Source organism: Mesobaculum littorinae, assembly GCF_004011175.1.
Classification (GTDB): Bacteria; Pseudomonadota; Alphaproteobacteria; order Rhodobacterales; family Rhodobacteraceae; genus Tranquillimonas; species Tranquillimonas littorinae.
Window position 1 is genome coordinate 19,829 of sequence record NZ_RQXX01000009.1, and the last position, 25,735, is coordinate 45,563.

The 25,735-nt window shown below is 67.1% G+C and carries 29 protein-coding genes; 12 read left to right on the forward strand and 17 right to left on the reverse strand.

What is annotated here, in order from left to right:
• The first annotated feature begins 1 nt into the window (after nt 1).
• From sdhD to EKE94_RS17345, 7 genes are all read left to right on the forward strand, one after another.
• The gene (sdhD, locus tag EKE94_RS17315; protein WP_127907897.1) at nt 2-373 is read left to right on the forward strand and encodes a succinate dehydrogenase, hydrophobic membrane anchor protein; all 372 of its coding nucleotides are present in this window, start codon (nt 2-4) and stop codon (nt 371-373) included.
• A gap of 19 nt (nt 374-392) precedes the next feature.
• Nucleotides 393-2,195: a succinate dehydrogenase flavoprotein subunit gene (gene sdhA / locus EKE94_RS17320; RefSeq protein ID WP_127907898.1), complete on the forward strand. Its 1,803-nt coding sequence runs from the start codon at nt 393-395 to the stop codon at nt 2,193-2,195.
• Nucleotides 2,192-2,482 carry a hypothetical protein gene (locus EKE94_RS17325; protein WP_328590510.1) on the forward strand — a complete coding sequence of 97 codons (291 nt, stop codon included), beginning with the start codon at nt 2,192-2,194 and terminating at the stop codon, nt 2,480-2,482. Before sdhA ends, EKE94_RS17325 begins: the two co-directional genes overlap by 4 nt.
• Nucleotides 2,479-2,790, forward strand: a complete 312-nt coding sequence (locus EKE94_RS17330) for a hypothetical protein (RefSeq protein WP_127907899.1) — start codon at nt 2,479-2,481, stop codon at nt 2,788-2,790. Before EKE94_RS17325 ends, EKE94_RS17330 begins: the two co-directional genes overlap by 4 nt.
• A 67-nt stretch (nt 2,791-2,857) precedes the next feature.
• Entirely contained in the window at nt 2,858-3,637 is a 780-nt protein-coding gene (locus EKE94_RS17335) for a succinate dehydrogenase iron-sulfur subunit (RefSeq protein ID WP_127907900.1), read from the forward strand.
• 4 nt (nt 3,638-3,641) lie between these two features.
• On the forward strand, nt 3,642-3,860 hold the full coding sequence (locus EKE94_RS17340) for a hypothetical protein (RefSeq protein ID WP_127907901.1): 219 nt from the start codon (nt 3,642-3,644) through the stop codon (nt 3,858-3,860).
• Nucleotides 3,857-4,708 (forward strand): urea carboxylase-associated family protein, encoded by an 852-nt coding sequence (locus EKE94_RS17345; protein WP_127907902.1) that lies wholly within the window; start codon nt 3,857-3,859, stop codon nt 4,706-4,708. Before EKE94_RS17340 ends, EKE94_RS17345 begins: the two co-directional genes overlap by 4 nt.
• 3 nt (nt 4,709-4,711) lie before the next feature.
• On the opposite strand, the gene EKE94_RS18735 is transcribed toward EKE94_RS17345, so the two are convergent.
• The 3 genes from EKE94_RS18735 to EKE94_RS17355 form a co-directional block, all read right to left on the reverse strand.
• Nucleotides 4,712-4,879, reverse strand: coding sequence for a hypothetical protein (locus tag EKE94_RS18735; RefSeq protein WP_164871011.1), 168 nt, complete (start codon nt 4,877-4,879; stop codon nt 4,712-4,714).
• A 100-nt stretch (nt 4,880-4,979) separates the two neighbouring features.
• Entirely contained in the window at nt 4,980-5,687 is a 708-nt protein-coding gene (deoD, locus tag EKE94_RS17350; RefSeq protein WP_127907903.1) for a purine-nucleoside phosphorylase, read from the reverse strand.
• Nucleotides 5,687-6,022 (reverse strand): H-NS histone family protein, encoded by a 336-nt coding sequence (locus tag EKE94_RS17355; RefSeq protein ID WP_328590511.1) that lies wholly within the window; start codon nt 6,020-6,022, stop codon nt 5,687-5,689. Before EKE94_RS17355 ends, deoD begins: the two co-directional genes overlap by 1 nt.
• A gap of 382 nt (nt 6,023-6,404) precedes the next feature.
• Here EKE94_RS17355 and ccrA point away from each other — a divergent pair, with 382 nt between their 5' ends.
• The 5 genes from ccrA to EKE94_RS17380 all read left to right on the forward strand — a co-directional run bounded on the left by ccrA (nt 6,405) and on the right by EKE94_RS17380 (nt 11,314).
• Nucleotides 6,405-7,694, forward strand: coding sequence for a crotonyl-CoA carboxylase/reductase (ccrA, locus tag EKE94_RS17360; protein WP_127907905.1), 1,290 nt, complete (start codon nt 6,405-6,407; stop codon nt 7,692-7,694).
• Between the two features lie 105 nt (nt 7,695-7,799).
• Nucleotides 7,800-8,003: a hypothetical protein gene (locus EKE94_RS17365; RefSeq protein WP_127907906.1), complete on the forward strand. Its 204-nt coding sequence runs from the start codon at nt 7,800-7,802 to the stop codon at nt 8,001-8,003.
• Nucleotides 7,954-8,670, forward strand: a complete 717-nt coding sequence (locus EKE94_RS17370; RefSeq protein ID WP_127907907.1) for a helix-turn-helix transcriptional regulator — start codon at nt 7,954-7,956, stop codon at nt 8,668-8,670. Before EKE94_RS17365 ends, EKE94_RS17370 begins: the two co-directional genes overlap by 50 nt.
• A gap of 163 nt (nt 8,671-8,833) precedes the next feature.
• Nucleotides 8,834-9,475, forward strand: a complete 642-nt coding sequence (locus tag EKE94_RS17375) for an acyl-homoserine-lactone synthase (protein ID WP_127907908.1) — start codon at nt 8,834-8,836, stop codon at nt 9,473-9,475.
• A gap of 237 nt (nt 9,476-9,712) precedes the next feature.
• The gene (locus EKE94_RS17380) at nt 9,713-11,314 is read left to right on the forward strand and encodes an ATP-dependent DNA helicase (protein WP_127907909.1); all 1,602 of its coding nucleotides are present in this window, start codon (nt 9,713-9,715) and stop codon (nt 11,312-11,314) included.
• Here EKE94_RS17380 and EKE94_RS17385 read toward each other — a convergent pair.
• From EKE94_RS17385 to leuS, 14 genes are all read right to left on the reverse strand, one after another.
• On the reverse strand, nt 11,311-12,090 hold the full coding sequence (locus EKE94_RS17385) for a TIGR02186 family protein (protein ID WP_127907910.1): 780 nt from the start codon (nt 12,088-12,090) through the stop codon (nt 11,311-11,313). The genes EKE94_RS17380 and EKE94_RS17385 overlap by 4 nt on opposite strands.
• Nucleotides 12,087-13,004: a sulfite exporter TauE/SafE family protein gene (locus tag EKE94_RS17390; RefSeq protein ID WP_127907911.1), complete on the reverse strand. Its 918-nt coding sequence runs from the start codon at nt 13,002-13,004 to the stop codon at nt 12,087-12,089. Before EKE94_RS17390 ends, EKE94_RS17385 begins: the two co-directional genes overlap by 4 nt.
• A gap of 106 nt (nt 13,005-13,110) precedes the next feature.
• The gene (locus EKE94_RS17395) at nt 13,111-13,920 is read right to left on the reverse strand and encodes a purine-nucleoside phosphorylase (RefSeq protein ID WP_127907912.1); all 810 of its coding nucleotides are present in this window, start codon (nt 13,918-13,920) and stop codon (nt 13,111-13,113) included.
• 4 nt (nt 13,921-13,924) lie between these two features.
• Nucleotides 13,925-14,914, reverse strand: coding sequence for an ABC transporter permease (locus EKE94_RS17400; protein ID WP_127907913.1), 990 nt, complete (start codon nt 14,912-14,914; stop codon nt 13,925-13,927).
• Nucleotides 14,915-14,959: 45 nt separating this feature from the next.
• Nucleotides 14,960-16,069 carry an ABC transporter permease gene (locus EKE94_RS17405; RefSeq protein WP_127907914.1) on the reverse strand — a complete coding sequence of 370 codons (1,110 nt, stop codon included), beginning with the start codon at nt 16,067-16,069 and terminating at the stop codon, nt 14,960-14,962.
• Nucleotides 16,070-16,131: 62 nt separating this feature from the next.
• On the reverse strand, nt 16,132-17,712 hold the full coding sequence (locus EKE94_RS17410; RefSeq protein WP_235856089.1) for an ABC transporter ATP-binding protein: 1,581 nt from the start codon (nt 17,710-17,712) through the stop codon (nt 16,132-16,134).
• 92 nt (nt 17,713-17,804) lie between these two features.
• Nucleotides 17,805-18,794 (reverse strand): BMP family lipoprotein, encoded by a 990-nt coding sequence (locus EKE94_RS17415; protein WP_127907916.1) that lies wholly within the window; start codon nt 18,792-18,794, stop codon nt 17,805-17,807.
• 235 nt (nt 18,795-19,029) lie between these two features.
• A complete protein-coding gene (locus EKE94_RS17420; protein WP_127907917.1) occupies nt 19,030-19,464 on the reverse strand; it encodes a GNAT family N-acetyltransferase in 435 nt (144 codons plus the stop codon).
• Between the two features lie 54 nt (nt 19,465-19,518).
• On the reverse strand, nt 19,519-20,184 hold the full coding sequence (gene tsaB, locus EKE94_RS17425; protein ID WP_127907918.1) for a tRNA (adenosine(37)-N6)-threonylcarbamoyltransferase complex dimerization subunit type 1 TsaB: 666 nt from the start codon (nt 20,182-20,184) through the stop codon (nt 19,519-19,521).
• On the reverse strand, nt 20,177-20,734 hold the full coding sequence (locus EKE94_RS17430) for a NifU family protein (protein ID WP_127907919.1): 558 nt from the start codon (nt 20,732-20,734) through the stop codon (nt 20,177-20,179). Before EKE94_RS17430 ends, tsaB begins: the two co-directional genes overlap by 8 nt.
• 138 nt (nt 20,735-20,872) lie before the next feature.
• The gene (locus EKE94_RS17435) at nt 20,873-21,328 is read right to left on the reverse strand and encodes a universal stress protein (protein WP_127907920.1); all 456 of its coding nucleotides are present in this window, start codon (nt 21,326-21,328) and stop codon (nt 20,873-20,875) included.
• Between the two features lie 92 nt (nt 21,329-21,420).
• Nucleotides 21,421-22,440, reverse strand: coding sequence for a DNA polymerase III subunit delta (holA, locus tag EKE94_RS17440; RefSeq protein WP_127907921.1), 1,020 nt, complete (start codon nt 22,438-22,440; stop codon nt 21,421-21,423).
• A complete protein-coding gene (gene lptE, locus EKE94_RS17445) occupies nt 22,437-22,973 on the reverse strand; it encodes an LPS assembly lipoprotein LptE (protein ID WP_127907922.1) in 537 nt (178 codons plus the stop codon). Before lptE ends, holA begins: the two co-directional genes overlap by 4 nt.
• The gene (gene leuS / locus EKE94_RS17450; protein WP_127907923.1) at nt 22,960-25,566 is read right to left on the reverse strand and encodes a leucine--tRNA ligase; all 2,607 of its coding nucleotides are present in this window, start codon (nt 25,564-25,566) and stop codon (nt 22,960-22,962) included. Before leuS ends, lptE begins: the two co-directional genes overlap by 14 nt.
• Nucleotides 25,567-25,735 lie beyond the last annotated feature (169 nt).

A 25,735-nucleotide genomic window follows, 5' to 3' on the forward strand; every position in this document is an offset into this window, starting at 1 on the left:
GATGTCCTTTATCACCGACCGCAAACGCGCCACGGGCATGGGCTCGGCCAAGACGGGGACGGCGCATCACTGGCAGATGACGATTTCCTCGGTCGCGCTGGTCGTGCTGGTGCCGCTCTTCGTCTTCACCTTCGGCCCGATGCTGGGCCAATCCCACGAGCAGGTCATCGCCAGGTTCTCGGCACCGTTCCCGGCGCTGGTCGCGGCGCTGACCTTTCTGGTGGGCTTTCATCACTTCCGCGGCGGGGTGCAGGTGGCGATCGAGGATTATGTCGGCGGCCTGGCCCGCAAGGCGCTGATCCTCCTGATGATCTGCATCAGCTACGGCGCCGCCGCCGTGGCGATCTTCGCCATCGCCCGCATCGCGCTCTGATTACGCTAGGACCGGAACAATGGCTGCATACGAATACGAGACGCACACCTATGACGTGGTCGTCGTCGGCGCCGGGGGATCGGGGCTGCGCGCCACGCTCGGCATGGCGGAACAGGGGCTCAAAACCGCCTGCGTGACCAAGGTTTTCCCGACCCGGTCGCATACCGTGGCCGCGCAGGGCGGCATCGCCGCATCGCTCGGCAACATGGGGCCCGACAACTGGCAGTGGCACATGTACGACACCGTCAAGGGGTCGGACTGGCTGGGTGACACGGACGCGATGGAATACCTCGCCCGCGAAGCGCCGAAGGCCGTCTACGAGCTGGAGCACTACGGCGTGCCTTTCTCGCGCACCGAGAACGGCACCATCTACCAGCGCCCCTTCGGCGGCCACACGACCGAGTTCGGCGAAGGTCCCCCGGTGCAGCGCACCTGCGCCGCCGCGGACCGCACCGGCCACGCCATCCTGCACACGCTCTACGGTCAGAGCCTGAAGCAGCAGGCACAGTTTTTCATCGAATACTTCGCCATCGACCTGATCATGTCCGAGGACGGGCAATGCCAGGGCGTTCTGGCGTGGAAGCTGGACGACGGCACGCTGCACGTTTTCTCGGCCAAGATGGTGGTGCTGGCGACGGGCGGCTACGGCCGCGCCTATTTCTCGGCCACCTCGGCGCATACCTGCACCGGCGATGGCGGCGGGATGATCGCGCGCCAGGGCCTGCCTCTGCAGGACATGGAGTTCGTGCAGTTCCACCCCACCGGCATCTACGGCGCCGGCTGCCTGATCACCGAAGGCGCGCGGGGCGAGGGCGGCTACCTCACCAACTCGGAAGGCGAGCGGTTCATGGAGCGCTATGCGCCCACCTACAAGGACCTCGCCAGCCGTGACGTCGTCAGCCGCTGCATGACGATGGAGATCCGCGAGGGCCGCGGTGTGGGGGCAAACAACGACCACATCCACCTGCACCTCAACCACCTCCCGCCCGAGACGTTGGCCGAACGTCTGCCCGGCATCTCGGAATCCGCGCGCATCTTCGCCGGTGTCGATGTGACGAAAGAGCCGATCCCGGTGCTACCGACGGTGCACTACAACATGGGCGGCATTCCCACGAATTACTGGGGCGAGGTGCTGAACCCCACGGCAGAGAACCCCGACGCCGTGGCCCCGGGCCTGATGGCCGTGGGCGAAGCCGGGTGTGCCAGCGTGCACGGCGCGAACCGCTTGGGGTCGAACAGCCTGATCGACCTCGTGGTTTTCGGCCGTGCCGCGGCGATCCGCGCCGGCGAGACGGTGAATCCCGAGACGCCGAACCCGATCCCGAACCAGGCCTCGATCGACAAGGCGCTGGATCGCTTCGACGGGCTGCGCCACGCCAACGGCACGACACCCACCGCCGAGCTGCGGCTGGAGATGCAGAAGACGATGCAGCAGGACGCCGCCGTCTTCCGCACCGACAAGACGCTCGCCGAAGGGGTCGAGAAGATGTACGGCGTTGCGGCCAAGATGGACGATCTGAAGGTCACCGACCGGTCGATGGTCTGGAACAGCGACTTGATGGAGACGCTGGAGCTGACCAACCTGATGCCCAACGCGCTGGCCACCATCGTCGGCGCCGAGGCGCGCAAGGAAAGCCGCGGCGCCCACGCGCACGAGGATTATCCCGACCGCAAGGACGACGAATGGCGCAAGCATTCGCTGGCCTGGGTCGACGGCAAGGTGCGGCTGGACTACCGCCCGGTACACCTCGACCCGCTGTCGACACATGACAAGGGGGGTATCGATCTCAAGAAGATCGCCCCCAAGGCGCGGGTCTATTGACCCGTCTCGGCACCCTCGGCCTGCTGGGGGCGCTTGGCGTCCTGCTGGCCTCCTGCGGGCCGATGTCGCCCGAGCTGGCCGCCCGTCAGTGTGCCGAGCGTGCGCAGGCAGCGGCAGGGCCCACGGGCAGCGTGGGCGTTGGCATCGGCAATGACGGGCCGGTGTCGAACCTCGAAATCGGGATCTCGTCGGACTATGTCTTCGGCAAGGACCCTTACGATGTATATGATCGCTGCGTGCGCGACAAAACGGGGCAGGGGCCGATCCGACCCCTGGTGTTGAGATGACCGGACGGCTTGTCGTTCTGACCACGATCCTCTTGGCGGCGTGTTCGCCGAACCTGGGCACCGACCTGACGCGCGCCAGCGCCAAATCCGCGGTACGTCCGGTTCTGGCCCAGCGTATGCCGGGGGTGAACGCCGAACCGGCGGTGAACTGCGTGATCGACAACGCCTCGTCGACCGAGATCCGGGCGCTGGCCAGCGATGCGGTGACCGGCCCGACCGAAGCGACGGTTCAGACCGTTGCCGGCGTGCTGGGGCGCCCGGGGACCGTAACCTGCCTGCAGGCCGCGATCCCGCAGATGCGGCTTTGACGCGGGCTGCAGAGGACTTCGAAGGACGCCCCCACGCGGCGGGCGGTCCGGAACAGGAGAGACTTCCATGGCGCAACTGACGCTTCCCAAGAACAGCCGCATCCGCACCGGCAAGACCTGGCCCAAGCCCGAGGGTGCGAAGAACGTCCGCAAGTTCTCGATCTACCGGTGGAGCCCGGATGACGGCGAAAATCCCCGGGTCGATACGTATTTCGTCGACCTCGACAGCTGCGGTCCGATGGTTCTGGACGCGCTGATCAAGATCAAGAACGAGATCGACCCGACTCTGACCTTCCGCCGGTCCTGCCGCGAAGGCATCTGCGGCTCCTGCGCGATGAACATCGACGGGGTCAACACGCTGGCCTGCACCTGGGGCATCGACGAGATCAAGGGCGATGTGCGGATCTATCCCCTGCCGCACATGCCGGTGGTCAAGGACCTGATCCCCGACCTCACCCATTTCTACGCCCAGCATGAAAGCGTCATGCCGTGGCTTGAGACGAAGTCGAACACGCCCGCCAAGGAGTGGAAGCAGTCGATCGAGGACCGCAAGAAGCTTGACGGTCACTACGAATGCATCATGTGCGCCTGCTGCTCGACGGCCTGCCCGTCCTACTGGTGGAACGGCGACCGGTACCTTGGTCCCGCTGCGCTGCTGCACGCGCACCGCTGGATCATCGACAGCCGGGATGAAGCGACTGGCGAGCGGCTGGACGATCTGGAAGATCCGTTCAAGCTTTACCGCTGCCATACGATCATGAACTGCGCCAAGACCTGCCCGAAGGGCCTGAACCCCGCGAAGGCTATTCAGGACATCAAGAAGATGATGGTCGAACGTACGATCTGATCGCATGCTGGCCGTCTTCGGGATCATAGCCGTTTTCGTGGTGATGTACCTGTTGCAGCGCAACAGCTCGCTGACGCGCGAATGCCGGTGGCGCGAGGATCGCAGCCGGGGCGGCGAGGGGCAGGTGCACTGGTCCTGCGTCGCCTGCGGCGCCGAGACCGACCTGCCCACCGGCACGGCTCCGAACGACTGCCTGCGGCCTAGACCCGGAACCGGCAGATGAGCAGGACGCCGCCTGCCGACGCGGAAAGCCGCCGCGCCGTCCCTCCGGTGCTGTGCTACCCGCTGGATCGCCTGCCGCAGCCCGACATGGCGCTCATGTCCCTGATGCGGGACAGCCTCACGCCGGCCGGAACGGTCACCGTCCCCCCGCGCGATGCGCGGGTGCTGAGCGCCCGGGCAGGGCAGGTCGTGCGCATCCTGTCGGTGGAGGGGCCGCAGGTCGGCGACCTGAACCTCTGGGCGGCGAACGACCTCTCTGAAAAATTCTATTCCGGCAAGACCCGGCAGCTTCACGGCACCCACGTGACGACGGGCGACCGCCTCTGGTCATGCTTCCCGTTCCTGCGCCCGATGGCGACGCTTATCGCCGACACGCTGGCGTGGTACGGCACCGACCCCCATGGCGGACGGGTTCACGACGTGATCGGAACGCGCTGCGATCCCTATACCAACCGTCTGCTTTCAGGTGACGATTACCACCACTGCTGCCACTCGAACCTGACCCGTGCCCTCGCCGAATACCTTGGCATCTCCGTCACCGAGGCCGAGCCGCATGTACATGATGTGTTGAATGTCTTCATGTGCACCGGGTTCACGCAGGACTCGGGGCAGTACTTCATGAAGCAAAGCCCGGTCAGGCCGGGCGACTATATCGAATTCTTCTGTGAAATGGATCTGCTGCTCGCCCTGTCTGCCTGTCCGGGCGGCGACTGTGGGGCCGAGCATTCCAGCGATACGGCCAAATGCCATCCGCTGCGTATCGAGGTTTACGATCCCGACCCCGATCTTCTGGCCCGCTGGGTCCCGCCGCAGCCCGGTGGCTACGACAGGACCCATGGAGCGGGCTAGGACTTAGATGTCGGCGCCGATCTCGTTGTCGAAGCCGTCGGTCGGCTCGTTCAGGTTCTCAAGACCGCGGGCAGGTTCATCGGCGGTCGTACGGGGCGTCGACGTGGTTTCGCATGCGGCCAGAACGAAGGCGGCAGGCGCGAGAAGGCCGAGCAGAATGCGATTTTTCATGGTCACTGTCTCCTGTTGATTTCCCGGCTCAACCTGCGCGCGCGCGCAAGGTTCCAACATTTTCGAAAACCGTCGACGACGTGCGATGGACCGCCCGGGGTCAGTCCGTGAAAGCGGCCCGAAGCGCGACCTGAACCATTTGCGCAAAACTCTTTTCGCGCTCTTCCGCAGGCAGCGCTTCGTCCCGCAGAAGATGGTCCGAGATGGTCAACACCGACAGGGCCCGGCATCCGTGGCGCGCGGCGAGGATATAAAGCTCGGCTGTCTCCATCTCGACCGCGAGCGTGCCGTGACGCGTCAGCTCGGCATCCAGCTCGGGGCGTTCGTCGTAGAAGGTATCCGACGAATAGACACCTCCCACGTGCGTCTGCGCGCCGATAGCGCGGGCAGCGGCATGCGCGGCGGTCAGCAGGCCGAAATCGGCGACGGGCGCGTAATTCAGGTCGCGCAGGATCGCCCGGGACGGCGTCGAGATGGTCGAGGCGCTCATCGCCAGGACAATGTCGCGCAGGTTCACCCCGGTCTGCATCGCGCCGGCCGACCCGATCCGGATCAGGGTGCGCACCCCGTGGTCCCGGATCAGTTCATTGACGTAGATCGACAGCGACGGCATCCCCATTCCGGTGCCGTGGATCGTGACCGGCTGGCCTTGCCACGTGCCGGTATAGCCCAGCATGCCGCGCACCTCGTTCACGCAGCGCGGCGTGTCCAGGAATGTCTCGGCCGCCCACCGGGCCCGGAACGGATCACCGGGCAGCAGAACCGTTTCCGCAATCTCCCCGCGATCCGCTCCGATATGGACTCCCATCAGATTTCGAGGTCCGAAAGCGGGCGACCCTGCTCCAGCGCTTCCTTGATCCAGCCGGGTTTGCGGCCGCGACCGGTCCAGGTTTCGGTCGGGTTTTCAGGATTGCGATAGCGAGGGGGGTTCTTCTTGGCCGTGCGGGACCCACGCGCCTTTCCCATCTCCAGAAGCTCGTCCAGCGAAAAGCCGTGTTCGCGCGCAGCGGATTCCGCGGCAACGCGCGCCTCGGTCCGGCGACGGCTTTCAAGAGAGGCGAGCGCTTGGTCGATGTCTGCTTTGAGAGCTTCCAGCTCTTTCTGGGACATCTGGTTCAGATCTTTGTCCATGTCGATTTCCAATCATGAGGGGGTATTCTTTACATTACGGATCGCAATATCTGAAGAGAAAGTAAATTACCAGTAAAGGAAATAATGTCAGACACGTCGTTTCAGGCCGCTTGTTTCGCTTTGCAAACAATCTATAGAGATATTTCTTCAGCCCCTGACGTCCTTGGGTTGAAGAAGGTCGAATGCCTGCAATCTTTTTGGGCACGCGTCGCGGGGATTCCGGTCATGTTTGTCTGATTGGCGCATGCAATTGACGCACCGTCACAATTCATAACACCGGATTTTTTTCTTCAATCTATCGACCTTGGGCCCTTCGCGGGCGCAGGTTGCCAGACGCATCTTTGCCGCTTATCCCGGAGGCAGGCGTTCTGCATTGCAGCGACGGGAGGAGCCGATGCCCCAGAGCCCCCTGACCGAGTTTCCGGCCTACGACGCCGTCTCGAAGGATCTGTACGAGGTGGGGGAAATGCCCCCCCTGGGGCATGTTCCCGCGCGAATGTACGCTTGGACGATACGGCGGGACCGGCATGGTCCGCCCGACACTGCCTTTCAATGCGAGGTGGTCGATACCCCGGCGATCGGCAGCCAGGAAGTGCTTGTGCTCGTGATGGCCGCGGGGGTGAATTACAATGGGGTCTGGGCCGGGCTCGGGGTTCCGGTCAGTCCCTTCGACATCCACAAGGCCGATTACCACATCGCGGGGTCCGATGCCGCGGGCATCGTCTGGGCTGTGGGCGACAGGGTCACGCGCTGGAGTGTCGGAGACGAGGTCGTCATTCACTGCAATCAGGACGACGGGGACGACGAGGAATGCAATGGTGGTGATCCGATGTTTTCCCCGTCCCAGCGGATCTGGGGCTATGAAACGCCGGACGGCAGTTTCGCGCAATTCACGCGGGTACAGGCGCAACAGCTGATGCCGCGGCCCCGTCATCTGACGTGGGAGGAATCCGCCTGCTATACCCTCACGCTGGCGACGGCCTATCGCATGCTGTTCGGGCACCATCCGCACGAATTGAAGCCCGGACAGAATGTCCTGGTGTGGGGGGCTTCGGGCGGGCTGGGCTCCTGCGCGATCCAGTTGATCAACACGGCGGGTGGAAATGCGATCGGCATCATTTCCGACGAAGGCAAACGCGAATTTGTCCTGGGGCTGGGGGCCAAGGGGGTCATCAACCGGACGGAATTCAACTGCTGGGGTCAATTGCCGACGGTGGGCACGGATGCCTACCGCGATTGGCTGGCCGAGGTCAGGCGGTTCGGAAAGGCGATCTGGGACATTACCGGGCAGGGCGTCGCGGTGGACATGGTATTCGAACATCCCGGAGAGGCGACATTTCCCGTGTCGGCCTTCGTCTGCCGCAAGGGTGGGATGATCGTGATCTGCGCCGGCACGACGGGTTATAACCTGACGCTCGACGCGCGATATCTGTGGATGCATCAAAAGCGCATCCAAGGATCCCATTTCGCCCACCTGAAACAGGCGGCCGCTGCCAATAAGCTGATGATCGAGCGGCGGATCGATCCCTGCATGTCCGAGGTGTTCCCGTGGGCGCAAATCCCGCAGGCCCACATGAAGATGCTGCGCAATGAACACAAACCCGGGAACATGGCGGTCCTCGTGCAGGCCCCCCGGACCGGCCTGCGCACAGTCGAGGATGCCCTGGAAGCTGCCGCTAGGTGACCCCCCATTTCTGGGGAGAGAGAAGCGGTGAGTTTCGGGGGGAGCACGGCAAGTCTAATGTCAAATTAGTAAATCGTTAAGCTTTTTTCGGGAGGCTTGTCTGCAATGGCCGAAGAGTGGATTTTGGACGTGCTTGCGGATCTCAGGGCCTATGCCGGTGAACACGATCTTCCGGCTCTTGCGGCGCATCTCGACCGGGTGTCGCGCGTCGCGGAACGCGAGCTCGTCCTCAAAGCGGGGGAGTGCGCGATCGGTGCGCATGAATACGACAGCGGGATACGATATCGTCCAGACGGTTCTGCAGGTTGATAGCGTCGCGGCGCTGCACGACGGAATCGTCAGGATCCGGGACATGCTGGGCGTCCAGCACCTGGTTTACCACTCGGTCAACGGGTCGGGCGGGCAGACCGCGTCCCTGACCTATTGCGAAGGGTGGGTCGACCGCTACGTCACATCCGACTACCATCGTATCGACCCTGTTGTCCTGGCTTGCCATCGGCGTGTCGCACCGCTGTGCTGGACGACGCTGGAATGGGACGGGCGGCGCGAGCGTACCCTGCTGGGCGAGGCGGCCGATTTCGATATCGGCGCGCGGGGCTATTCCATCCCTCTGCGTGGCCCCGGGGGGCATTTCGCGATCCTGACGGTGAATGATTCCTGCAGCACCGCACAGTGGCAGAGCTTTACCGCCGAGCATGCCGCGACGCTCATGCTTCTGGCGCATCACATCAACCATGCCTCCCTCGAACTGGCGGGGGCGGCCCAGACCGAAGAGGCCTGCCGCCTTTCCCCGCGTGAGGCGGACGCGCTGACGCTGCTGGCGACGGGGTGCAGCCGGGCGCAGGCCGCCGATCGGCTGGCCATCTCCGAGCATACGCTGCGCGTCTACATCGAAGGCGCCCGGCACAAGCTGGGCGCCAGCAATACGCTGCATGCCGTGGTTTGCGCCGTGAAACAGGGGCTGATCGCGCCCTGACCCCCGCAGCCTGACGCCACGCCGCTTGTCCTCTGCGCCCTGACCCTGGCGCCCCGACCCTCCGTACGGTGCCTTCGACCGCCCTTAACCGTCGCGCTTGCACATCCCCCGTATTGGCCGCGGCGCTTCCGCCGCGGACGGCATCCTAAGGGGGGACCCTCGCATGATCCGCTATCTCTATGGCAGCGCCCTGGCCCGTCATCCCGCCCTGCGTGACGGCATGTTTCGCGATCGGGCCGGACAGTTCTGCGACCGGCTGGGCTGGCCGCTCGACCGCGATGCGGCGGGGCGCGAGATCGATGCCTACGACACCGATGCCGCGCTTTACGTCATGGTCGTGGGCCCGCACGGATGTCATCGCGGGTCTATGCGGTTCCTGCCCACCACGGGGCGGACGATGCTGGCGGACCATTTCGCGCATCTCTGTCCCGAGGGCGCCCCGCGCGCCCCGGGGGTCTGGGAATGCACCCGCTTCTGCCTTGCCCCGGGGGCGACCGGGACAGGGGGCGCGCGGATCTCCGCAGCCCTGATGCTGGGTGCGCTCGAGATGGGGCTGCAGCTGGGGCTCACCGGCTCGGTTGGCGTGTTCGATGCGCGCATGCTGCGGGTCTATCGCCGACTGGGATGGCCACCTGTCGTGCTGGGCGAGGATGGGGCTGGCAAGGACGGGATCGCCGCTGGGCGGTGGGCGTTCACTCCCGCGCTGCGGCCCGTGCTGCGCCGGGTTGCCGGGATCTCGCCCGAGTTGGCTGCCTGGTGTCTGCGCCGTGGCTTTGGCGAGGGTCGGCTGGCCTTGGCGGCCTGACCCGACACGGGGGGCAAGGGCCGCCGAACTGTCCCGCTGACCCGCGCCGCCCGACAGGAGGCCGGATGTTCCGCCAGAGCTTCGCAGCAGGCCCCCCACCGGCCACGCACGCGGGGAGGTATGGCCACCGGCCCGGCGCCAAAACGGCGTGACGGCACCGTGAAACACGGCGCCGTCGACCTTTCCGTGGCGCGCTGACTCTGGTCCAGGCGACGCGGGCGGGGTAGGGTTGTTGCCATGACGCTGACCCAGCTTACCTTCTCGGACGACCAGGCCGAAGCATATGACCGCGTGGCCGAGGCGCTGGCGCAGGCCGGTATCGACCTGTCCGGCGGCCCGCTGCGCCCGATGGCCGAGGGCAAGTCCCAGACGCTGGCCGTGATTGGCAAGGCGGGGTCGGGCAAGACCCTGCTTCTGGCCAAGCTGCACGAGGCGCTGGCCGAGGCCGGGGTCGACATCGTCGGCGGCGATTACGAGACGCGTCGCAAGAAGGACCGCCGCACGCTGGCGATCCTGGCGCCGACGAACAAGGCGGCAAGCGTCCTGCGCAACCGCAAGGTGCCCGCGACCACGATCCACCGCATCCTCTATACCCCGGTCTACGACCCGGAATACGAACGCATCGCGGAATGGCTGCTGGGCAATGGCGAGCGGCCCGAAATCGAGGGGATGACCGACACCGCGCTTGACCGGGCGCAGGCGTTCTACCAGCAGCATGCCTCGATCCCCGGTGCACTTGCGGCGGCAGGGCTGCGCGGCTCGGACTTCATCACCGGCTGGAAACGGCGGGAAGAGCCGCTCGACATCGGGTTCGTCGACGAAAGCTCGATGCTGGACAAGCGGCAGTTCGACGACCTGCAGGAGATCTTTCCGACGCTCGTGCTGTTCGGGGATCCGGCGCAGCTGGCCCCCGTGAACCAGTCGGGCGAAATGGTCTTCGACACGCTGCCCGAACCCCAACGGCTGACGCTCAGCCGGGTCCACCGGCAGACGCGCGACAACCCGATCCTCGACCTGGCCCACGCGCTGGGTGACGAGGGGCTGACGTTCGATCAGTTCGAGCGGATGGTCGAAGAGGCCGCGGCCCGCGATGACCGCGTGGTCATGGGCCAGCGCGTGCAGGCCGACCTGATGGCCCGGTCGCCGGTGCTGGTGTGGCGCAACGCGACCCGCATCCGGCTGATCCATGCCTTCCGAGCGGCCTATGGCGCGCCGCCCGACGCGCTCTTGCCCGGCGAGCCGCTGATCTGCGACGGGATCGAGCTGCCGCTCAAGCACCGCAAGAAGCGGATCGACCTCGAGGCGCGCGGCCTGATCAAGGGCGCGCAGGTCGTCTGGCTGGGCCCCGGCAAGCGGCCGGGGTTTTCGCGCCTGCACGTGATCGGCGCCGAGGATCCGCAGCTTTCCGCGGCCTCGATCGTCAAGATCGAGATGCCGGACGAGGAAGAGCCGTTCATTCCCTTTGCCGCCAACATGGGCGCCGCCTTTCTGCATGGTGCCGCGGTGACGATCCACAAGGCGCAGGGCTCGCAATGGCCCGAGGTGCAGGTTTTTGCGCCCGACCTCTGGGCCGCGGCGCGGGCAGGGCGGGTCGAGGCCGGGCAGCCCTTGTGGAAACGCCTCGCCTACGTGGCCATCACCCGCGCCGAAGAGCGGTTGCACTGGGTCGTGCGCAACCGGCTGGCGCGGCCGGAGGGCGGGCTGACCACCGATGATCTGAAGGCAAAGCCCACGCCGCTGAAGCTTGACGGTGGATCCGATGCCCCGCGCGACGGCGGGTCGGATGGCGGAGCCGAGGGCGAAGGCGCGGACACCTCGCCCACCGCTGGCTTCGCCTAGCTGCGGATGTAGCGGAATACGGTCGACGCGCCCCACCCGGCAAAGATCGCGATGGCGATCGACAGGATCCCGTAGATCAGCGGCTGTTCGTAGGCGAGGTTGTAGAGAAACCGTTCAAGCCCGACCTTCTGGACATAGATCAGCGATTCGCTTTCCGCCACGACCTCGCCCCCGCGGGTGAGGAAGATCCGCACGGTGTAATTGCCCTCGATCAGGTTCGCGGGCAGCGACACGGAGGTGTCGAACAGCGTCTCCTCCACAAGATCGATGGTGTTCTCGTTGATCTGGTACAGCTCTGCCTCTTCGCGGATCCGGATCAGCGCCTCGGTAAAGCTGTTGGAGTCGCGGATCGAGGCGGGCGCGCCGACCGACCGGATCGCCCGGTCGATGGTGATGCCATGGCGCAGGTTCGCGGTCGCGCTCAGGATGTCGCTGAGCGGAGAGGTGGTGGCAATGGCGTAGAAGCTGGGCGCGGCGTCCACGTCGACCGAATCGCGGTTCAGCCAGATGCCCGCGAACCGGTCCTTGCGCCGCACCGTGACCGGCAGGCGCGGACCCGAAACGGTGACGATCACCTCCAGCCCGGGGCCCGCCACCGGCGCCTGCCGCTTGATCGCACCGAAGATCAGGATCTCGGAGCCGTCGAAATCGGCGTCGATGGAGATCCGGCTTTGGCTGAGGCCGGCCAGAACCTCCTCCTGCGCGGCAGCGGGCAAGGCCAGGACGGGCAGCAGCGGCAGGGTCAGGGCCAGAAGGGCGAGCGCGTGGCGGATCATGTCTGCCCCGGCGCGCCGAGGGAATAAAGTTCGTCCGGGCGCAGAAGCAGGTCGAGCCCCAGCTTGCCGCAGACGGCCAGAACCAGAAGGGCCAGCAGGATGCGCAATTGTTCGGCCTTCATCATCAGGCCGATCCGGGTGCCCAGCTGCGCGCCGATCACGCCGCCGAACAGCAACAGAAGCGCCAGAGCCATGTCGACCGAATGGGTGGTGACGGCATGCATCAGCGTCGTCGCCGCAGTGACGAAGATGATCTGGAACAGCGACGTGCCGATCACGACCTTGGTGGGCATGCCCAGAAGGTAGATCATCGCGGGCACCATGATGAAGCCGCCGCCGACCCCCATGATGGCCGACAGGATCCCGACGAAGACCCCGACCAGCGCCGGCGGGATGACCGAGATATAGAGCCCCGAGGTGCGGAACTTCATCTTCATCGGCAGGGCATGCACCCAGTTGTGACGCTTGCGCGGTCCGCGTGGACCTCCCTTGCTGTCGCGGCGGATGGCATTGAGGCTTTCGATGAACATCAAAAGCCCGATCACCCCAAGGAACAGCACGTAGGACAGCTGCACCAGCAGGTCGACCTGGCCCATCTGCCGCAGCAGTGCAAAGACCTGCACCCCCGCGGCGGCCCCGACCAGCCCGCCGCACAGCAGGACGGTGCCCATCCTTAGGTCGACGGTGCGACGCCTGAGGTGCGCAAGCACGGCCGACACGGAGGATGCGACGATCTGGTTGGCCGAGGTGGCGACGGCCACGGCGGGCGGAATGCCCACGAAGAACAGAAGCGGCGTGATCAGGAAGCCGCCGCCGACACCGAACATGCCCGACAGGATGCCGACGATCCCCCCCAGCCCGAGGATGAGGAAGGCATTGACCGAAACCTCGGCGATGGGAAGGTAGATCTGCATATGGGCCACGTCGTCCGCCAGCGCACGTGCCCCTAGAAACCACCCATTGCGCGAAATGGCCAGACGCCCTGACCTCCGCGCGACGGGATTTCGCCGAGACGGCGCCCTACATCATCGGCAGGGCGCGGCGCAGGACGCGGGCCAGCTTTTCGGCGCCGATGGGGGCCATCGCCTTGGTGTGTTCGTGGCTGATCGATTCGTCGCTCATCCCCGCGGCCATGTTGGTGATGGTCGAGATCGCGGCGGCACGCAGGCCGAAGAACCGTGCAAGGATCACCTCGGGCACCGTCGACATGCCGACGGCATCGGCGCCCAGCATCCGGATTGCGCGGATCTCGGCCGGGGTCTCGAAGGAGGGGCCGGAATACCACGCGTAGACACCCCGGTTCAGCGCGATCTCTTCGGCCTCGGCCGCCGCGGCGAGGGTGCGGCGCAGATCGGGGTCGTAGGCGTCGCCCATCGGAACGAAGCGCGCGTCCGAGGGTTCGCCGATCAGCGGGTTCAGCCCGGAAAAGTTGATGTGGTCCTCCAGCATCATCAGGCTGCCTGTCGGCATCTCGGGGTCCAGCGATCCCGCCGCGTTGGTGGCGATCAGCGTCTCGGCCCCCAGCGCGCGCAGCACGGCGAGCGGCAGACGCATCGCGTCTGGCCGGCCGTGTTCGTAGTAATGCGACCGGCCGCCGAAGACGGCCACCCGCACCCCGGCAAGATCGCCGATGGTCAGGGCGGCGCTATGGCCCGACACGCCGGTCCCCGGAAAGCCCGGAAGCTGGTCGTATCCGATCGCGACGCCCTCGACCTCGTCGGCCAGGGTGGCGAGACCCGATCCCAGGATCAGCCCGATCCGGGGCGGCTCGGCTCCGGCACGATCGCGGATGAAGGCGGCTAGGTCTTCGGCGGCACGAGGGTCGGACATGGGATCAGCGTTCCTTGACGTAGGGTTGGCCACCGGCGCGCGGCGGGATCGCCTTGCCCACGAACCCGGCGAGGATCACCACGGTCAGGATGTAGGGCAGGGCCAGGACAAAGGCGTTGGGGATCTCGATCAGGCCCAGGTCGATCACGTTGAAGCGGTTCGACACGGCCTGGAGGAACCCGAAGAGAAGGCAGGCCCCCAGCGCGTAGACCGGCCGCCACTTGGCGAAGATCAGCGCGGCCAGCGCGATGTAGCCGCGCCCGGCGGTCATGTCGCGGGTGAACCCAGCGGCAAGCCCGGTGGCAAGGTAGGCACCGGCAAGGCCGCTCAGCAGGCCGCAGATCAGCACGGCCGCGTAGCGCAGCCGCACCACCGACACGCCGGCGGTGTCGACGGCACCGGGGTTTTCGCCCACTGCCCGCAGCCGCAGGCCGAAGCGGGTGCGAAACAGCACCCACCACGTGATCGGCACGGCCAGAAAGCCCACGTAGACCAGGATCGTGTGGCCCGACAGAAGCTCCCAGTAGATCGCGGAGAGGCCCATCCCCGGTGACTCGGCCGCGGCGTGGGCGGCCTCGAGCGCATTGGCCCCGGGCAGGTCGATGCTGTTGAATCGGCCGGTCCCCGAAAGCGACGGCGTGCGCCCGCCCTGGCTGAACCAGTCCTGCGCGATCAGTACGGTCATCCCTGATGCGAGGAAGTTGATCGCAACGCCCGAGATCAGCTGGTCGCCCCGGAAGGTGATCGAGGCCAGCCCGTGGATTAACGCAAAGATCAGCGCCGCGGCGATCCCTGCCAGAAGCCCCAGCCAGACCGACCCGGTCAGCGCCGCCACGGCCGCCGAGAAGAAGGCCGCGACCAGCATCTTGCCCTCAAGCCCGATGTCGACGATCCCCGCACGTTCGGAAAACAGGCCGGCGAGGCAGGCGAATAGCAGGGGGATGGCCAGCCGCACGGTCGAATCGAGGATCTGGATGACGGTCAGAAAATCCATGGTGCGGGTCCCGGGCTAGGTCGGAAAAGGGGCGGGCAAGGGGCGTCAGTCGCCCGCGGGCTGCGGGGTCGGTTTGCGCCGGCCCCACCGCAGGAACATGCGCGACACCGGATCGCGCACCATGTTGTCGAGCGCCCCGGTGAACAGGATCACCAGCGCCTGGATCACGACGATCATCTCGCGCGGGACGCTGGTTTCGAACTCCAGCTCGGCCCCGCCCTGGTAGAGCGCGCCGAAGAGGATCGCGGCCAGCAGCACGCCCACGGGGTGGCCACGGCCCATCAGCGACACGGCGATGCCCACGAAGCCCGCGCCCAGCACGTTGTCCTGCAACAGCCGTTGCTGTTCGCCCATCACCGCGTTGATGCCCATGAGCCCCGCCAGGGCGCCCGAGATCAGCATCGTCACCATGACGATCTTCACCTGCGAAATGCCGGCATAGCGCGCGGCGGGCTCGGATTGGCCGTAGGCGCGGATCTCGTATCCAAGCCGCGTGCGCCAGATCAGCAGCCACACGAGCCAGCAGGCGGCAAGCCCGACGAGGAAGGAGACATTCAGGGGCGACCGGCTCCAGTCGATGCCGATGGCGGCAAAGACGTCCTGCGCGAAGGGCAGGCGCGTCGCCTCGGGGAAGCGTGCCGTCTCGGGCGCCATGCCCGGTGCCTTGAGCGACGAGATCAGCAGATAGACCAGAAGTGCCGAGGCGATGAAGTTGAACATGATCGTGGTGATCACGATGTGGCTGCCGCGCTTGGCCTGCAGATAGGCCGGAATCGCGGCCCAGGCCGCTCCGAACAGCGCGCCGCCCGCGATCGCGGCGGCCAGGGCGAGGCTCCAGTGCGGCCAGGGCACAAACAGGCACACCAGCGCCACGCCGAGCGATCCCAGCTGCGCCTGCCCCTCGCCGCCGATGTTGAACAGTTGTGCGTGGAACGCCACCGCGACCGCGAGGCCGGTAAAGATGAAGTTCGTCGCGTAATAAAGCGTGTAGCCCCAGCCATAGGTCGAGCCGACGGCGCCGCGGACCATGATGGCCATCGCCTCGAACGGGTCTTGCCCGATCAGAACGACGACGAGGCCCGACACGACCAGCGCCAGCACGAGGTTCAGAAGCGGGATCAGCAGGACGTCGGCCCATTTCGGCATCTTGTCCATCAGGCCGCGCCCTCCATGGGCAGGGGGCGGGCGGACCCGGGCAGGTGGGGCGCTTGCATCGCTCAGCTTTCCTTGTGGGGATCGCCCGAGGGATGGGCGAGGTTGCGCTCGACCTCGGCGATGTCGTGATCGCCGCCGGTGTCGGAGATCCCCGCCATCATCAGGCCAAGTTCGCGTTCGTCGGTTTCCGAGGGCAGGCGTTCGCCCATCAGGCGGCCGTCGAACATCACCGCGATGCGGTCCGACAGCGACATGATCTCGTCCAGCTCGACCGAGACCAGCAAGATCGCCTTGCCCTGATCGCGCAGGGCGACGATCTGCTCGTGGATGAACTCGATCGCGCCGATATCGACGCCGCGGGTTGGCTGCCCCACCAGCAGAAGGTCGGGATTGCGCTCAAGCTCGCGGGCGATGACGATCTTCTGCTGGTTGCCGCCCGAGAAGTTCCGCGCCTCCTGCCACGCATTCGCGGGGCGGACGTCGAACTTGGCGATCTTGGCTTCGGTATCGGCGCGGATCGCCGCCTGGTCCATCAGCGGACCGCGGTTATAGGCGGGATCGTCGTGATAGCCGAAGGCCACGTTCTCCCACGCGTAGAAGTTCATGATGAGCCCCTCGCGCTGGCGGTCCTCGGGGACGTGACCGATGCCGCGGCGGCGCCGGGTGCGGGCGTCGGACCGGGTGCCCGTCAGATCGATGGGCTCGCCGTTGACCAGAACGCGGCCCTGGCCTTCGCGCATGCCGCCCAGCACCTCGAGCAGTTCCGACTGCCCGTTGCCGGCGACCCCGGCGATGCCCAGGATCTCGCCCCGGCGCACGTCCAGCGACACGCCGCGCAGACGTTCGACGCCCTGGCTGTCGACGACGCGCAGATCCTCGACCTGAAGCACCGGCGCGCCGGGCTGGGCGGCGGTCTTGTCGACGCGCAGCAGCACCTTGCGGCCCACCATCAGCTCGGCCAGTTCCTCGGGGCTGGTGTCGGCGGTGCGCACGGTTGCGGTCATCTCGCCGCGGCGCATCACGCTGACGGTATCGGTCGTCTCCATGATCTCGCGCAGCTTGTGCGTGATCAGGATGATCGTCTTGCCCTCGCGTTTCAGCCCGTCGAGGATGCGGAACAGGTGGTCCGCCTCGGCCGGGGTCAGAACGCCGGTGGGTTCGTCGAGGATAAGGATGTCGGCCTGCCGGTAGAGCGCCTTGAGGATCTCGACCCGCTGCTGCATGCCGACGCCCAGATCCTCGATCTTGGCGTCGGGCTCGACGTGAAGCTCGTATTCGTCCGAAAGCTGTTTCAGAAGCTTGCGGGCCTTGGCGAGAGACGGGCGCAGAAGGGCGCCGTCCTCGGCCCCCAGCACCACGTTCTCAAGCACAGTGAAATTCTCGACCAGCTTGAAGTGCTGGAACACCATGCCGATGCCGGCCGAAATCGCGGCCTGGCTGTCGGGGATGGCGGTCTGTTTCCCGTGAATCCGGATCTCGCCCGCGTCGGCCTTGTAAAAGCCGTAGAGGATCGACATCAGCGTCGATTTCCCGGCCCCGTTCTCGCCGATGATGCCGTGGATCGTGCCCGGCATGACGCGGATCGCGATATCCTTGTTGGCCTGCACCGGCCCGAAGGATTTCGAGATTCCCCGCAGCTCGATCGCAGGGGTGGCCCCGTCGCCCCGGTTGCCGGGCGACGGGTCGGGGGCGGCGCCGGGCCGCCCCGTGTCTGTGTCCTGGAAAGCCAAGGGGCTTACATCACCGGGCAGGAGTCGTCCGAGGTGTAGTCGTGCACCTCGATCTCGCCCGAGGCGATTCCTTCCATTGCCTCTTCCACGGCCGATTTCATCTCGTCGGTGATGAGCTCTTCGTTGTACTCGTCCACGGCGTAGCCCACGCCGTCATCCTGAATGCCGAGGATGTTGATCCCGGGCTCGATCTCTTCGCCCATCTCGAAGGCGTTGTAGACGGCGTTGTCCACCCGCTTGGTCATCGAGGTCAGGACCTTGCCGGGGTGCATGTAGTTCTGGTTGCTGTCGACGCCGATCGACAGGATGTCTTCGTCCGCGGCGGTCTGAAGGACCCCCACGCCCGAGCCGCCCGCCGCGGCAAAGACCACGTCCGAGCCCTGGCCGATCTGGGCGCGCGTCAGCTCGCCCGCCTTCACCGGGTCGTTCCATGCCGCGGGGGTGGTCCCGGTCATGTTCTGCACGATCTCGATGTCGGGGTTCACCGCCTTGGCGCCCTGGGCATAGCCGCAAGCGAACTTGTGGATCAGCGGTACGTCCATCCCGCCGACGAAGCTGACCGTGCCGGTCTCGGACGCCATCGCGGCGATCATGCCGACCAGGTACGACCCCTGATGTTCGGAAAAGATGATCGACTGCACGTTGGGCTGTTCGACGACGCCGTCGATGATCACGAACTTGGTGTCGGGATAGTCGGGGGCGACCTTTTCCAGCGTCGAGGTGTTGGCGAATCCCAGCACCACGACCGGGTTGGCGCCGCGCTCGGCCATGCGGCGCATGGTCTGTTCACGCTGCGCTTCGGACTGAAGCTCGGTCTCCATGTAGTCGCCGCCGGTTTCCTCGACCCAGCGCTGCGCGCCGGTATAGGCGCTTTCGTTGAACGATTTGTCGAACTTGCCGCCGAGGTCGATGACGAGCCCCGGTTCGGCCAGCGCGGCGCCGGCCGACAGGGCCAGCGTGGCGGCTGCGCCGAGAAACTTCGTGAGTGCGGTCATGTGAATCTCCCAGGTTTTTAATTGCGGGGCCCCGGCCTCCGCGCGCCGGGGGACCAGACCCCGTGACCGCGCGTTGCCACGCAATCCATTGGCGAATAAGGCCGCAGCGACCCCATAGGGTCAATAGCTTTTTCCGGATCTCACGCATGGTTCACAGGCACTTGCCCGCAGAATGGGCGCATGACGTACCGTCAGTGGCGATGGCCCGGACTCTGGTCCGCGCGATCTGGCGAGGTCAGGCGGGCGACAGCATCCGCCGCATCGCGATCGCGTCGATGCGCCCGCCGCCGGGGCGGTCGTAGTAGCCCCGCCGCTGGCCGGATACCTCCCACCCCGCCGCCGCGTAAAGCGCCCGGGCAGCAATGTTTTCGGCCGAAACTTCAAGATGCGCGACCCGGGCGCCGCCCTGCTGCGCGGCGGTTTCGAACGCGGTCAGCGCCGCGCGCCCGTGGCCCCGGCGCCGCGCGGCGGGGTCGACGGCGAGGGTCAGAAGCTCGGCTTCGTCCAGCACCGCGCGGCCCAGGGCGAACCCGTGCGGGACGCAACGCAGAAAGACGCCCGGGGCCCCCATCAGCGCGGCGAAGTCCGCAGCGCTCCATGGCCGGGGCACCTCCATCGCGGCGGCATGCAGGCGTGCCAAAGCGACGGGATCGGCGTCGGGCAGCGTCATCGGGGAAGGGTCATGCGCGCAGGGGCCACAGGAGCGGTCTCAAGGAAGCGGCGATCATGGCAAGAGCTGCGGCGGCGCGTCGCGCGGCGGCGCGGCGTCGGCGGGCCGAAGGTAAAGCGGGGCGGGGCGGTCGAAGGGCGGCGTGGCCCGCGCGGCGAGTCGTGCGATGGCCACGGCCGCCGGGTACGCCGGCGTGCCGGCCTGTGCGTCGAGGCGGCGGGCAAGGGGGGCGGCCGCGTGGCCCAGGCAGGTCAGCCCGGGGCGAGACAGGCCTTCGGGCAAGGTATCCTCGGTCGCGATGATGGGGGCGCCGTCGGGCGGTGCGATCAGAAGCGTCCCGCGCCGCCCGTCGAGGCTGACGAGCACTGGTGCATCTGTTCCGTGGGCCAGGGCGTCGAACATGGTCACGCCGATGGCCGGAATCTTGAGCGACAGCGACAGCCCCCGCGCGGCCGCGACGGCGATGCGCACGCCGGTAAAGTTGCCGGGCCCGGTGCCGACCCCGATCCGCGCCAGATCGCTCCAGCCCGCGCCGCCCTCGGCCAGGATCTCTTCGAGCAGGGGAAACAGGCGTTCGGCCTGTCCCTTCGACATCTCCTCGGTGCGGGCGGCGATCACCGTGTCGCCCGACAGCAAAGCGGCCGCGCAATGCGCGGCCGATGTGTCGAACCCCAGGACGAGCCCGCCGTCCGGGCCCGCGGCAGGCGACGGCTCAGGCAACCGGCCGGACCTCGACCACCTCGGGGATGTAGTGGCGCAAGAGGTTCTCGATCCCCATCTTCAGCGTCAGGGTCGAAGAGGGGCAGCCCGCGCAGGCGCCCTGCATATGCAGGTAGACGACGCCGCGGTCGAAGCCGTGGAACGTGATGTCGCCGCCGTCCTGCGCAACGGCGGGGCGCACGCGGGTGTCCAGCAGTTCCTTGATCTGGCCTACGATTTCACCGTCGGGCCCGTCATGGACCGCATGATCGACGGTGCCGCTGGTGCCCGACATCACCGGCTGCCCGGACTGGTAGTGCTCCATGATCGCGCCGAGGACGGCGGGCTTGATATGGTCCCACTCGACATCGTCGGTCTTGGTCACGGTCACGAAATCGGTGCCGAAGAACACGCCGCTGACACCGCCCGCGGCAAAGATCCGCGCGGCCAGCGGCGATTTCTCGGCCGCTTCGACACTGGGGAAATCGGCCGTCCCGGCGTCGAGCACGGATTGCCCGGGCAGGAATTTCAACGTCGCCGGGTTCGGCGTGGATTCGGTCTGGATGAACATGTCTCTGCCTCCTGTCGCCCTCCCCATGTGCGCCCTGGGGGGCATGAAGTCAATAGTTTGGAACGGTTCTAAATCCGGGGGCCGGTGCGGCGGTCGCGCCGGGACGTGGTCGCGGGGGGCTGCCTCCGGCCCGCGCCCTCAGGTGACGGCCTCGAGCCCCTCTTTCGACAGCTCGCCCGGGACGATGGTGATCGGCACGGGCAGGGTGCCCGAGCTGCGCGACAGCTGGGTGACCAGCGGACCGGGCCCGTTCTTGTCGGTTCCGGCGCCCAGCACCAGAACGCCCACGTCGGGGTCCTCGCGGATCTGGGCCAGGATCTCGGGCACGGGTTCGCCTTCGCGGATCACCAGCTCGGGCTCGACGCCCTGCTTGTCGCGCATCCACTTGGCGAAGACCTCGAAATGGGCGCGGATGCGTTCGCGCGCCTCTTCGCGCATGATCTCGCCGACGCCGATCCAGTGGTTGAACTCGTCCGGCGGGATGACCGACAGGATCTCGACCCCGCCGCCGGTCTTGGCGGCCCGCATCGCCGCGAACCGCATCGCGTTCAGGCATTCGCGGGTGTCGTCGAGGATGACGAGGAACTTGCGCATGAAAGGGCTCCTTCCCTTTAACCGGCCGGAGTGTGGCGCAACCCGAAGGGGGTGTCCACCGACGCCGTGACGGCGCGTATGTCGCGACCCGGCTAGCGCGCCATCATCGACAGCCGGATCAGCGCGCGCTCCATCACCGCCATCTGCGGCGCCCGCGCGGCCGAGCGCAGCGTCAGGTCGCAGTCGACCAGCAGGCTCAGCGCCTGCTCCAGCTTGATCGCGCCCCAGCCCTGCGCCTGCCGCAGCATCCGGTCGCGCCGCGGGCCGAAGACCGGCGGCCGCAGCTTGGCGATGCCCGAGCCCGGGCCGCCGGGGTCGGAGGCGGCCGCGTAAAGCTGGCGGAAATGGCGGACCGCGCCGATGCACAGGGATGTGGGCGAGGTGCCCTGCGCCTCGATCCGGCTCATCAGGCGGCCGATATCGGCGGTGCGCGCCTCGGCCGCGGCATTGAGCAGGTCGTCGAGCGCCGCCTCGGTCGAGGCGGGGGCGCAGGCGGTGACGTCCTCCGACGACAGGGGCGAGGTGTCGCCGTGCTTGTATAGCCCCAGCTTCTCGATAGTCTGCGCCAGGTCGCCGGGCCCCACGGCGCGGGCCAGCGATTCGAGATCACCCATCGCGTCGCGGCCCACATCCCGCAGGCCGGCCTTGGACAGCATTGCCTCGATTTCGTCGCGGCCGGGCGGGTCGTCGTAGATGCCGATGGCCGCGGCCGAGCGGTGGCTTTCGAATAGCTTGCGCAGCTTCGAGCGTGCGGGCAGGACGCCGGCGGTCACGACCAGCTGGGCGTCGCCCTCGCGCCAGTCGGCAAGCGCGGACTTGATCGGATCGGTCAGCCCGTCGCCCGCCTCTTCGATCAGCACGACGCGCGGCCCGGGAAAGAATCCCTGTTCGCGCAGCGCGTCGACGGCAAGCGTGGGGTCGCGGCGCAGGTCGGCGGCGGTGATGCGGGTAAGCCGCATCTCGGCCTCGCCTTCGGGTCCGACGATCGTGCCGACCAGTTCGGCCCGCTTCATCGCCACGCGCATCGCGTCGCCACCATATAGCAGCGCGCCCGCGGCGCCGGAGGGCGGCCGCCGGATGAAGGCGGCGCCATCGCGCGACGACAGCTTCATGCGCGCCAGTCGGCCGCCGTCGCCAGCAGCCTTTGCGTCAGACGGTCGGCCAGGATCACCATCAGCCGTTCCCGCGCGGCGGTGCGCGCGGTCTGCACCGAAACGGGATTGCCCGCGCTGGTGCCGCGGGCGGCGTCGAAGACCGGGGCCGAATACCCGGTGAAGCTTTCCACCTCGCCCGAGGAGACGAGGGCGCCGTCGCTGGACCGGGTCAGGCGATAGGTGACGCGGCCCAACACCTGGTAGCGTGTGATTTCCTGGTCCGGGCTGACGCCCAGCCCGTCCTCGCCCACGTAGATGTCGGCGGCGAGACGGTATTGCGGGGCCTGCGGCAGGCCCAGCCGCTCTTCCAGCCGCTGGACGAGCACATAGCCCTCGGGGTCGTCGGGCGGATCGACGGCGATGGCCCCCCGCAGGCCCTCGGACGCGCCGCCGGGCCCATAGGCCGGGCGGAAGCCACAGGCGCCCAGAAGGGCCGCCGCCCCCGCCGCGGCCCCGCCGCGCAGCAGGCTGCGGCGATCAGACCACGACATTGACGATCCGTCCGGGCACGACGATCAGCTTTTTCGGGCTGCCGCCATTCAGCGCCTTCTGCACCGTGTCGGTGTCGAGCACGAGCTTCTCGATCTCGGCCCGGCCCATGTCTGCCGGCACGGTGATTTCCGAGCGCCGCTTGCCGTTGATCTGGATCGGCATGGTGACGCTGTCCTCGACCAGCAGGGCGGGATCGGCCTCTGGCCACTCCTCGCGCGCGACGAGCCCCTTGCCGCCCAGCATCTGCCAGATCTCCTCGGCCAGGTGCGGGGTCATCGGCGCCATCAGCTGCGCCAGCGTCTGCATCGCCTCGCGCTTGGCGCCACGCCCGGCCTCGGACTTCGACAGCTGGTTGGTGAAGGCGTAAAGCCGCGCGACCGCCGAGTTGAAGCCGAAGCTTTCGATCCCCATCGTCACGTCGTGGATGGTGCGGTGCAGAGCGCGCAGCAGATCCTGGTCCGCCTCGGGGTCGCCCTCGACCGCGGTCTCGTCGACCTCGGAAGCCAGGCGCCAGACCCGCGACAGGTGGCGATGCGCGGCCTCGGCCCCGCTGGCGGTCCATTCGACGTCCCGCTCGGGCGGGCTGTCGGACAGGACGAACCACCGCGCGGTGTCGGCGCCGTAATGGTCGATGATCGCCACCGGGTCGACGACGTTGCGCTTGGACTTCGACATCTTGATCGAGGGGCCGACCGTCACCTCTACCGCGGGGTCGGATTTCAGCACGGTGCGGCCGTCCCGCTCTTCGACGTCCGAGGGGAAATACCATGTGGTGCGGCCGGTCGCGTCCCGGGTCGAATAGGTCTCGTGCGTGACCATGCCTTGGGTGAACAGCGCGTCGAAGGGCTCGACCCCCTTTTCGGGAAGGTGGCCGGTGGCATTCATCGCCCGCGCGAAGAACCGCGAATAAAGCAGGTGCAAAATCGCGTGCTCGATGCCGCCGATATACTGGTCGACATTCATCCAGTAGGCGGCTTCCTCGGCGTCGGTGGGCGTTTCGGCCCGGGGCGAGGTGAAGCGGGCGTAGTACCACGACGAATCGACGAAGGTGTCCATCGTGTCGGTTTCGCGCTTGGCCGGCCCGCCGCAGGAAGGGCAGGCCACGTCGCGCCACGTCGGATGGCGGTCCAGCGGATTGCCCGGCTTGTCGAAATCGATGTCCTTGGGCAGTTCGACCGGCAGGTTTTCCTTTTTCTCGGGCACCACGCCGCAGGCGTCGCAATGCACCACCGGGATCGGGCAGCCCCAGTAGCGCTGGCGGCTGAGCCCCCAGTCGCGCAGGCGGAACTGGGTCCGGGCGGTGCCCCAGCCGTTCTCGTCGAACAGCGCCAGCGTCTGGTCCATCGCCTCCTGGCAGGTGATCTCGGTCCCCGCCTCGCCGAACCAGCGGATGTATTTCACGGTCTCGGTCTTCGCGGGCACGAAGGCCGGGCCGCCGCGTTCTGGCGGCACGTAGTCGGGCGAGCCGTGGTCGGCGACCTCGTCGGTCCACCATGCGGGCACGAAGACGGAATGGACGGGCAGGTCGTATTTCCGCGCGAAGTCGAGGTCGCGCTGGTCATGCGCCGGGCAGCCGATGATCGCGCCCGTGCCATAGTCCATCAGCACGAAGTTCGCGATGTAGAGCGGCAGCTCCCAGTCGGGATCGGCGGGGTGGGTCACCTTGACGCCGGTGTCGAAGCCCAGCTTCTCGGCGGTTTCCAGCGCCTCTTCCGAGGTGCCTATCCGGCGGCACTGCGCACAGAACGCGGCGACCTCAGGGCTTTGCGCCTCAAGTGCGCGGGCCAGCGGGTGGTCGGCGGCGATGGCGGCAAAGCTCGGGCCGCGCATGGTGTCGGCGCGGGTGGTATAGACGGGCAGGTCGTCAAAGCCCTCGGGCGCGCCCTTCAATCCGAAGGAAAACGCGAGGCCCTGGCTCTTGCCGATCCAGTTGCGCTGCATCGTCTTGACCTTGTCGGGCCAGTTGTCCAGCCGGTCCAGCGCGGCCAGAAGCTCATCCGAATACTGCGAGATGCGGAAGAACCACTGCGTCAGTTCACGCCGCTCGACCAGGGCGCCCGAGCGCCAGCCGCGCCCGTCCTCGACCTGTTCGTTGGCCAGCACGGTCATGTCGACGGGGTCCCAGTTCACCACCGCGTTCTTGCGGTAGGCCAGACCCTTTTCCATCATGTCGATGAACATCGCCTGCTGCTTGCCGTAATAGTCGGGGTCGCAGGTGGCGAATTCGCGGCTCCAGTCCAGCGACAGGCCCAGCTTGGAAAACTGCGCCTTCATGTTGGCGATGTTGCCGTAGGTCCAGTCGCCGGGATGCACCTTGCGCTCCTGCGCGGCGTTCTCGGCGGGCAGGCCGAAGGCGTCCCAGCCCATCGGGTGCAGCACCGCGTGGCCGGTGGCCAGCTTGTAGCGGGCCACGACGTCGCCCATCGTGTAGTTGCGCACATGCCCGATATGCAGGTCGCCCGACGGGTAGGGAAACATCTCGAGCACGTAGTATTTCGGTTTGCCCGGATCCCGGACTGCCTTGAACGTCTCGTCCTCGGACCAGGCGTCCTGCCATTTCGGTTCGATCTCGCCTGCCGCGTAGCGCGCCATAACCCTCGCCTTCTTCTGTCGGCCGGGGCCTTCGGCCACCCCGGCTCGGCCGGGCGCGGCCGCCTTGCGGCGGCGCGCGCGCCCCGGGCTTGATACGGGCGGGGGCCGGTCACGTCCAGAAGCTTTGCCCGGCGACCCCGCGGCGGGGCCCCCGCGCTGGCCAGCGGGG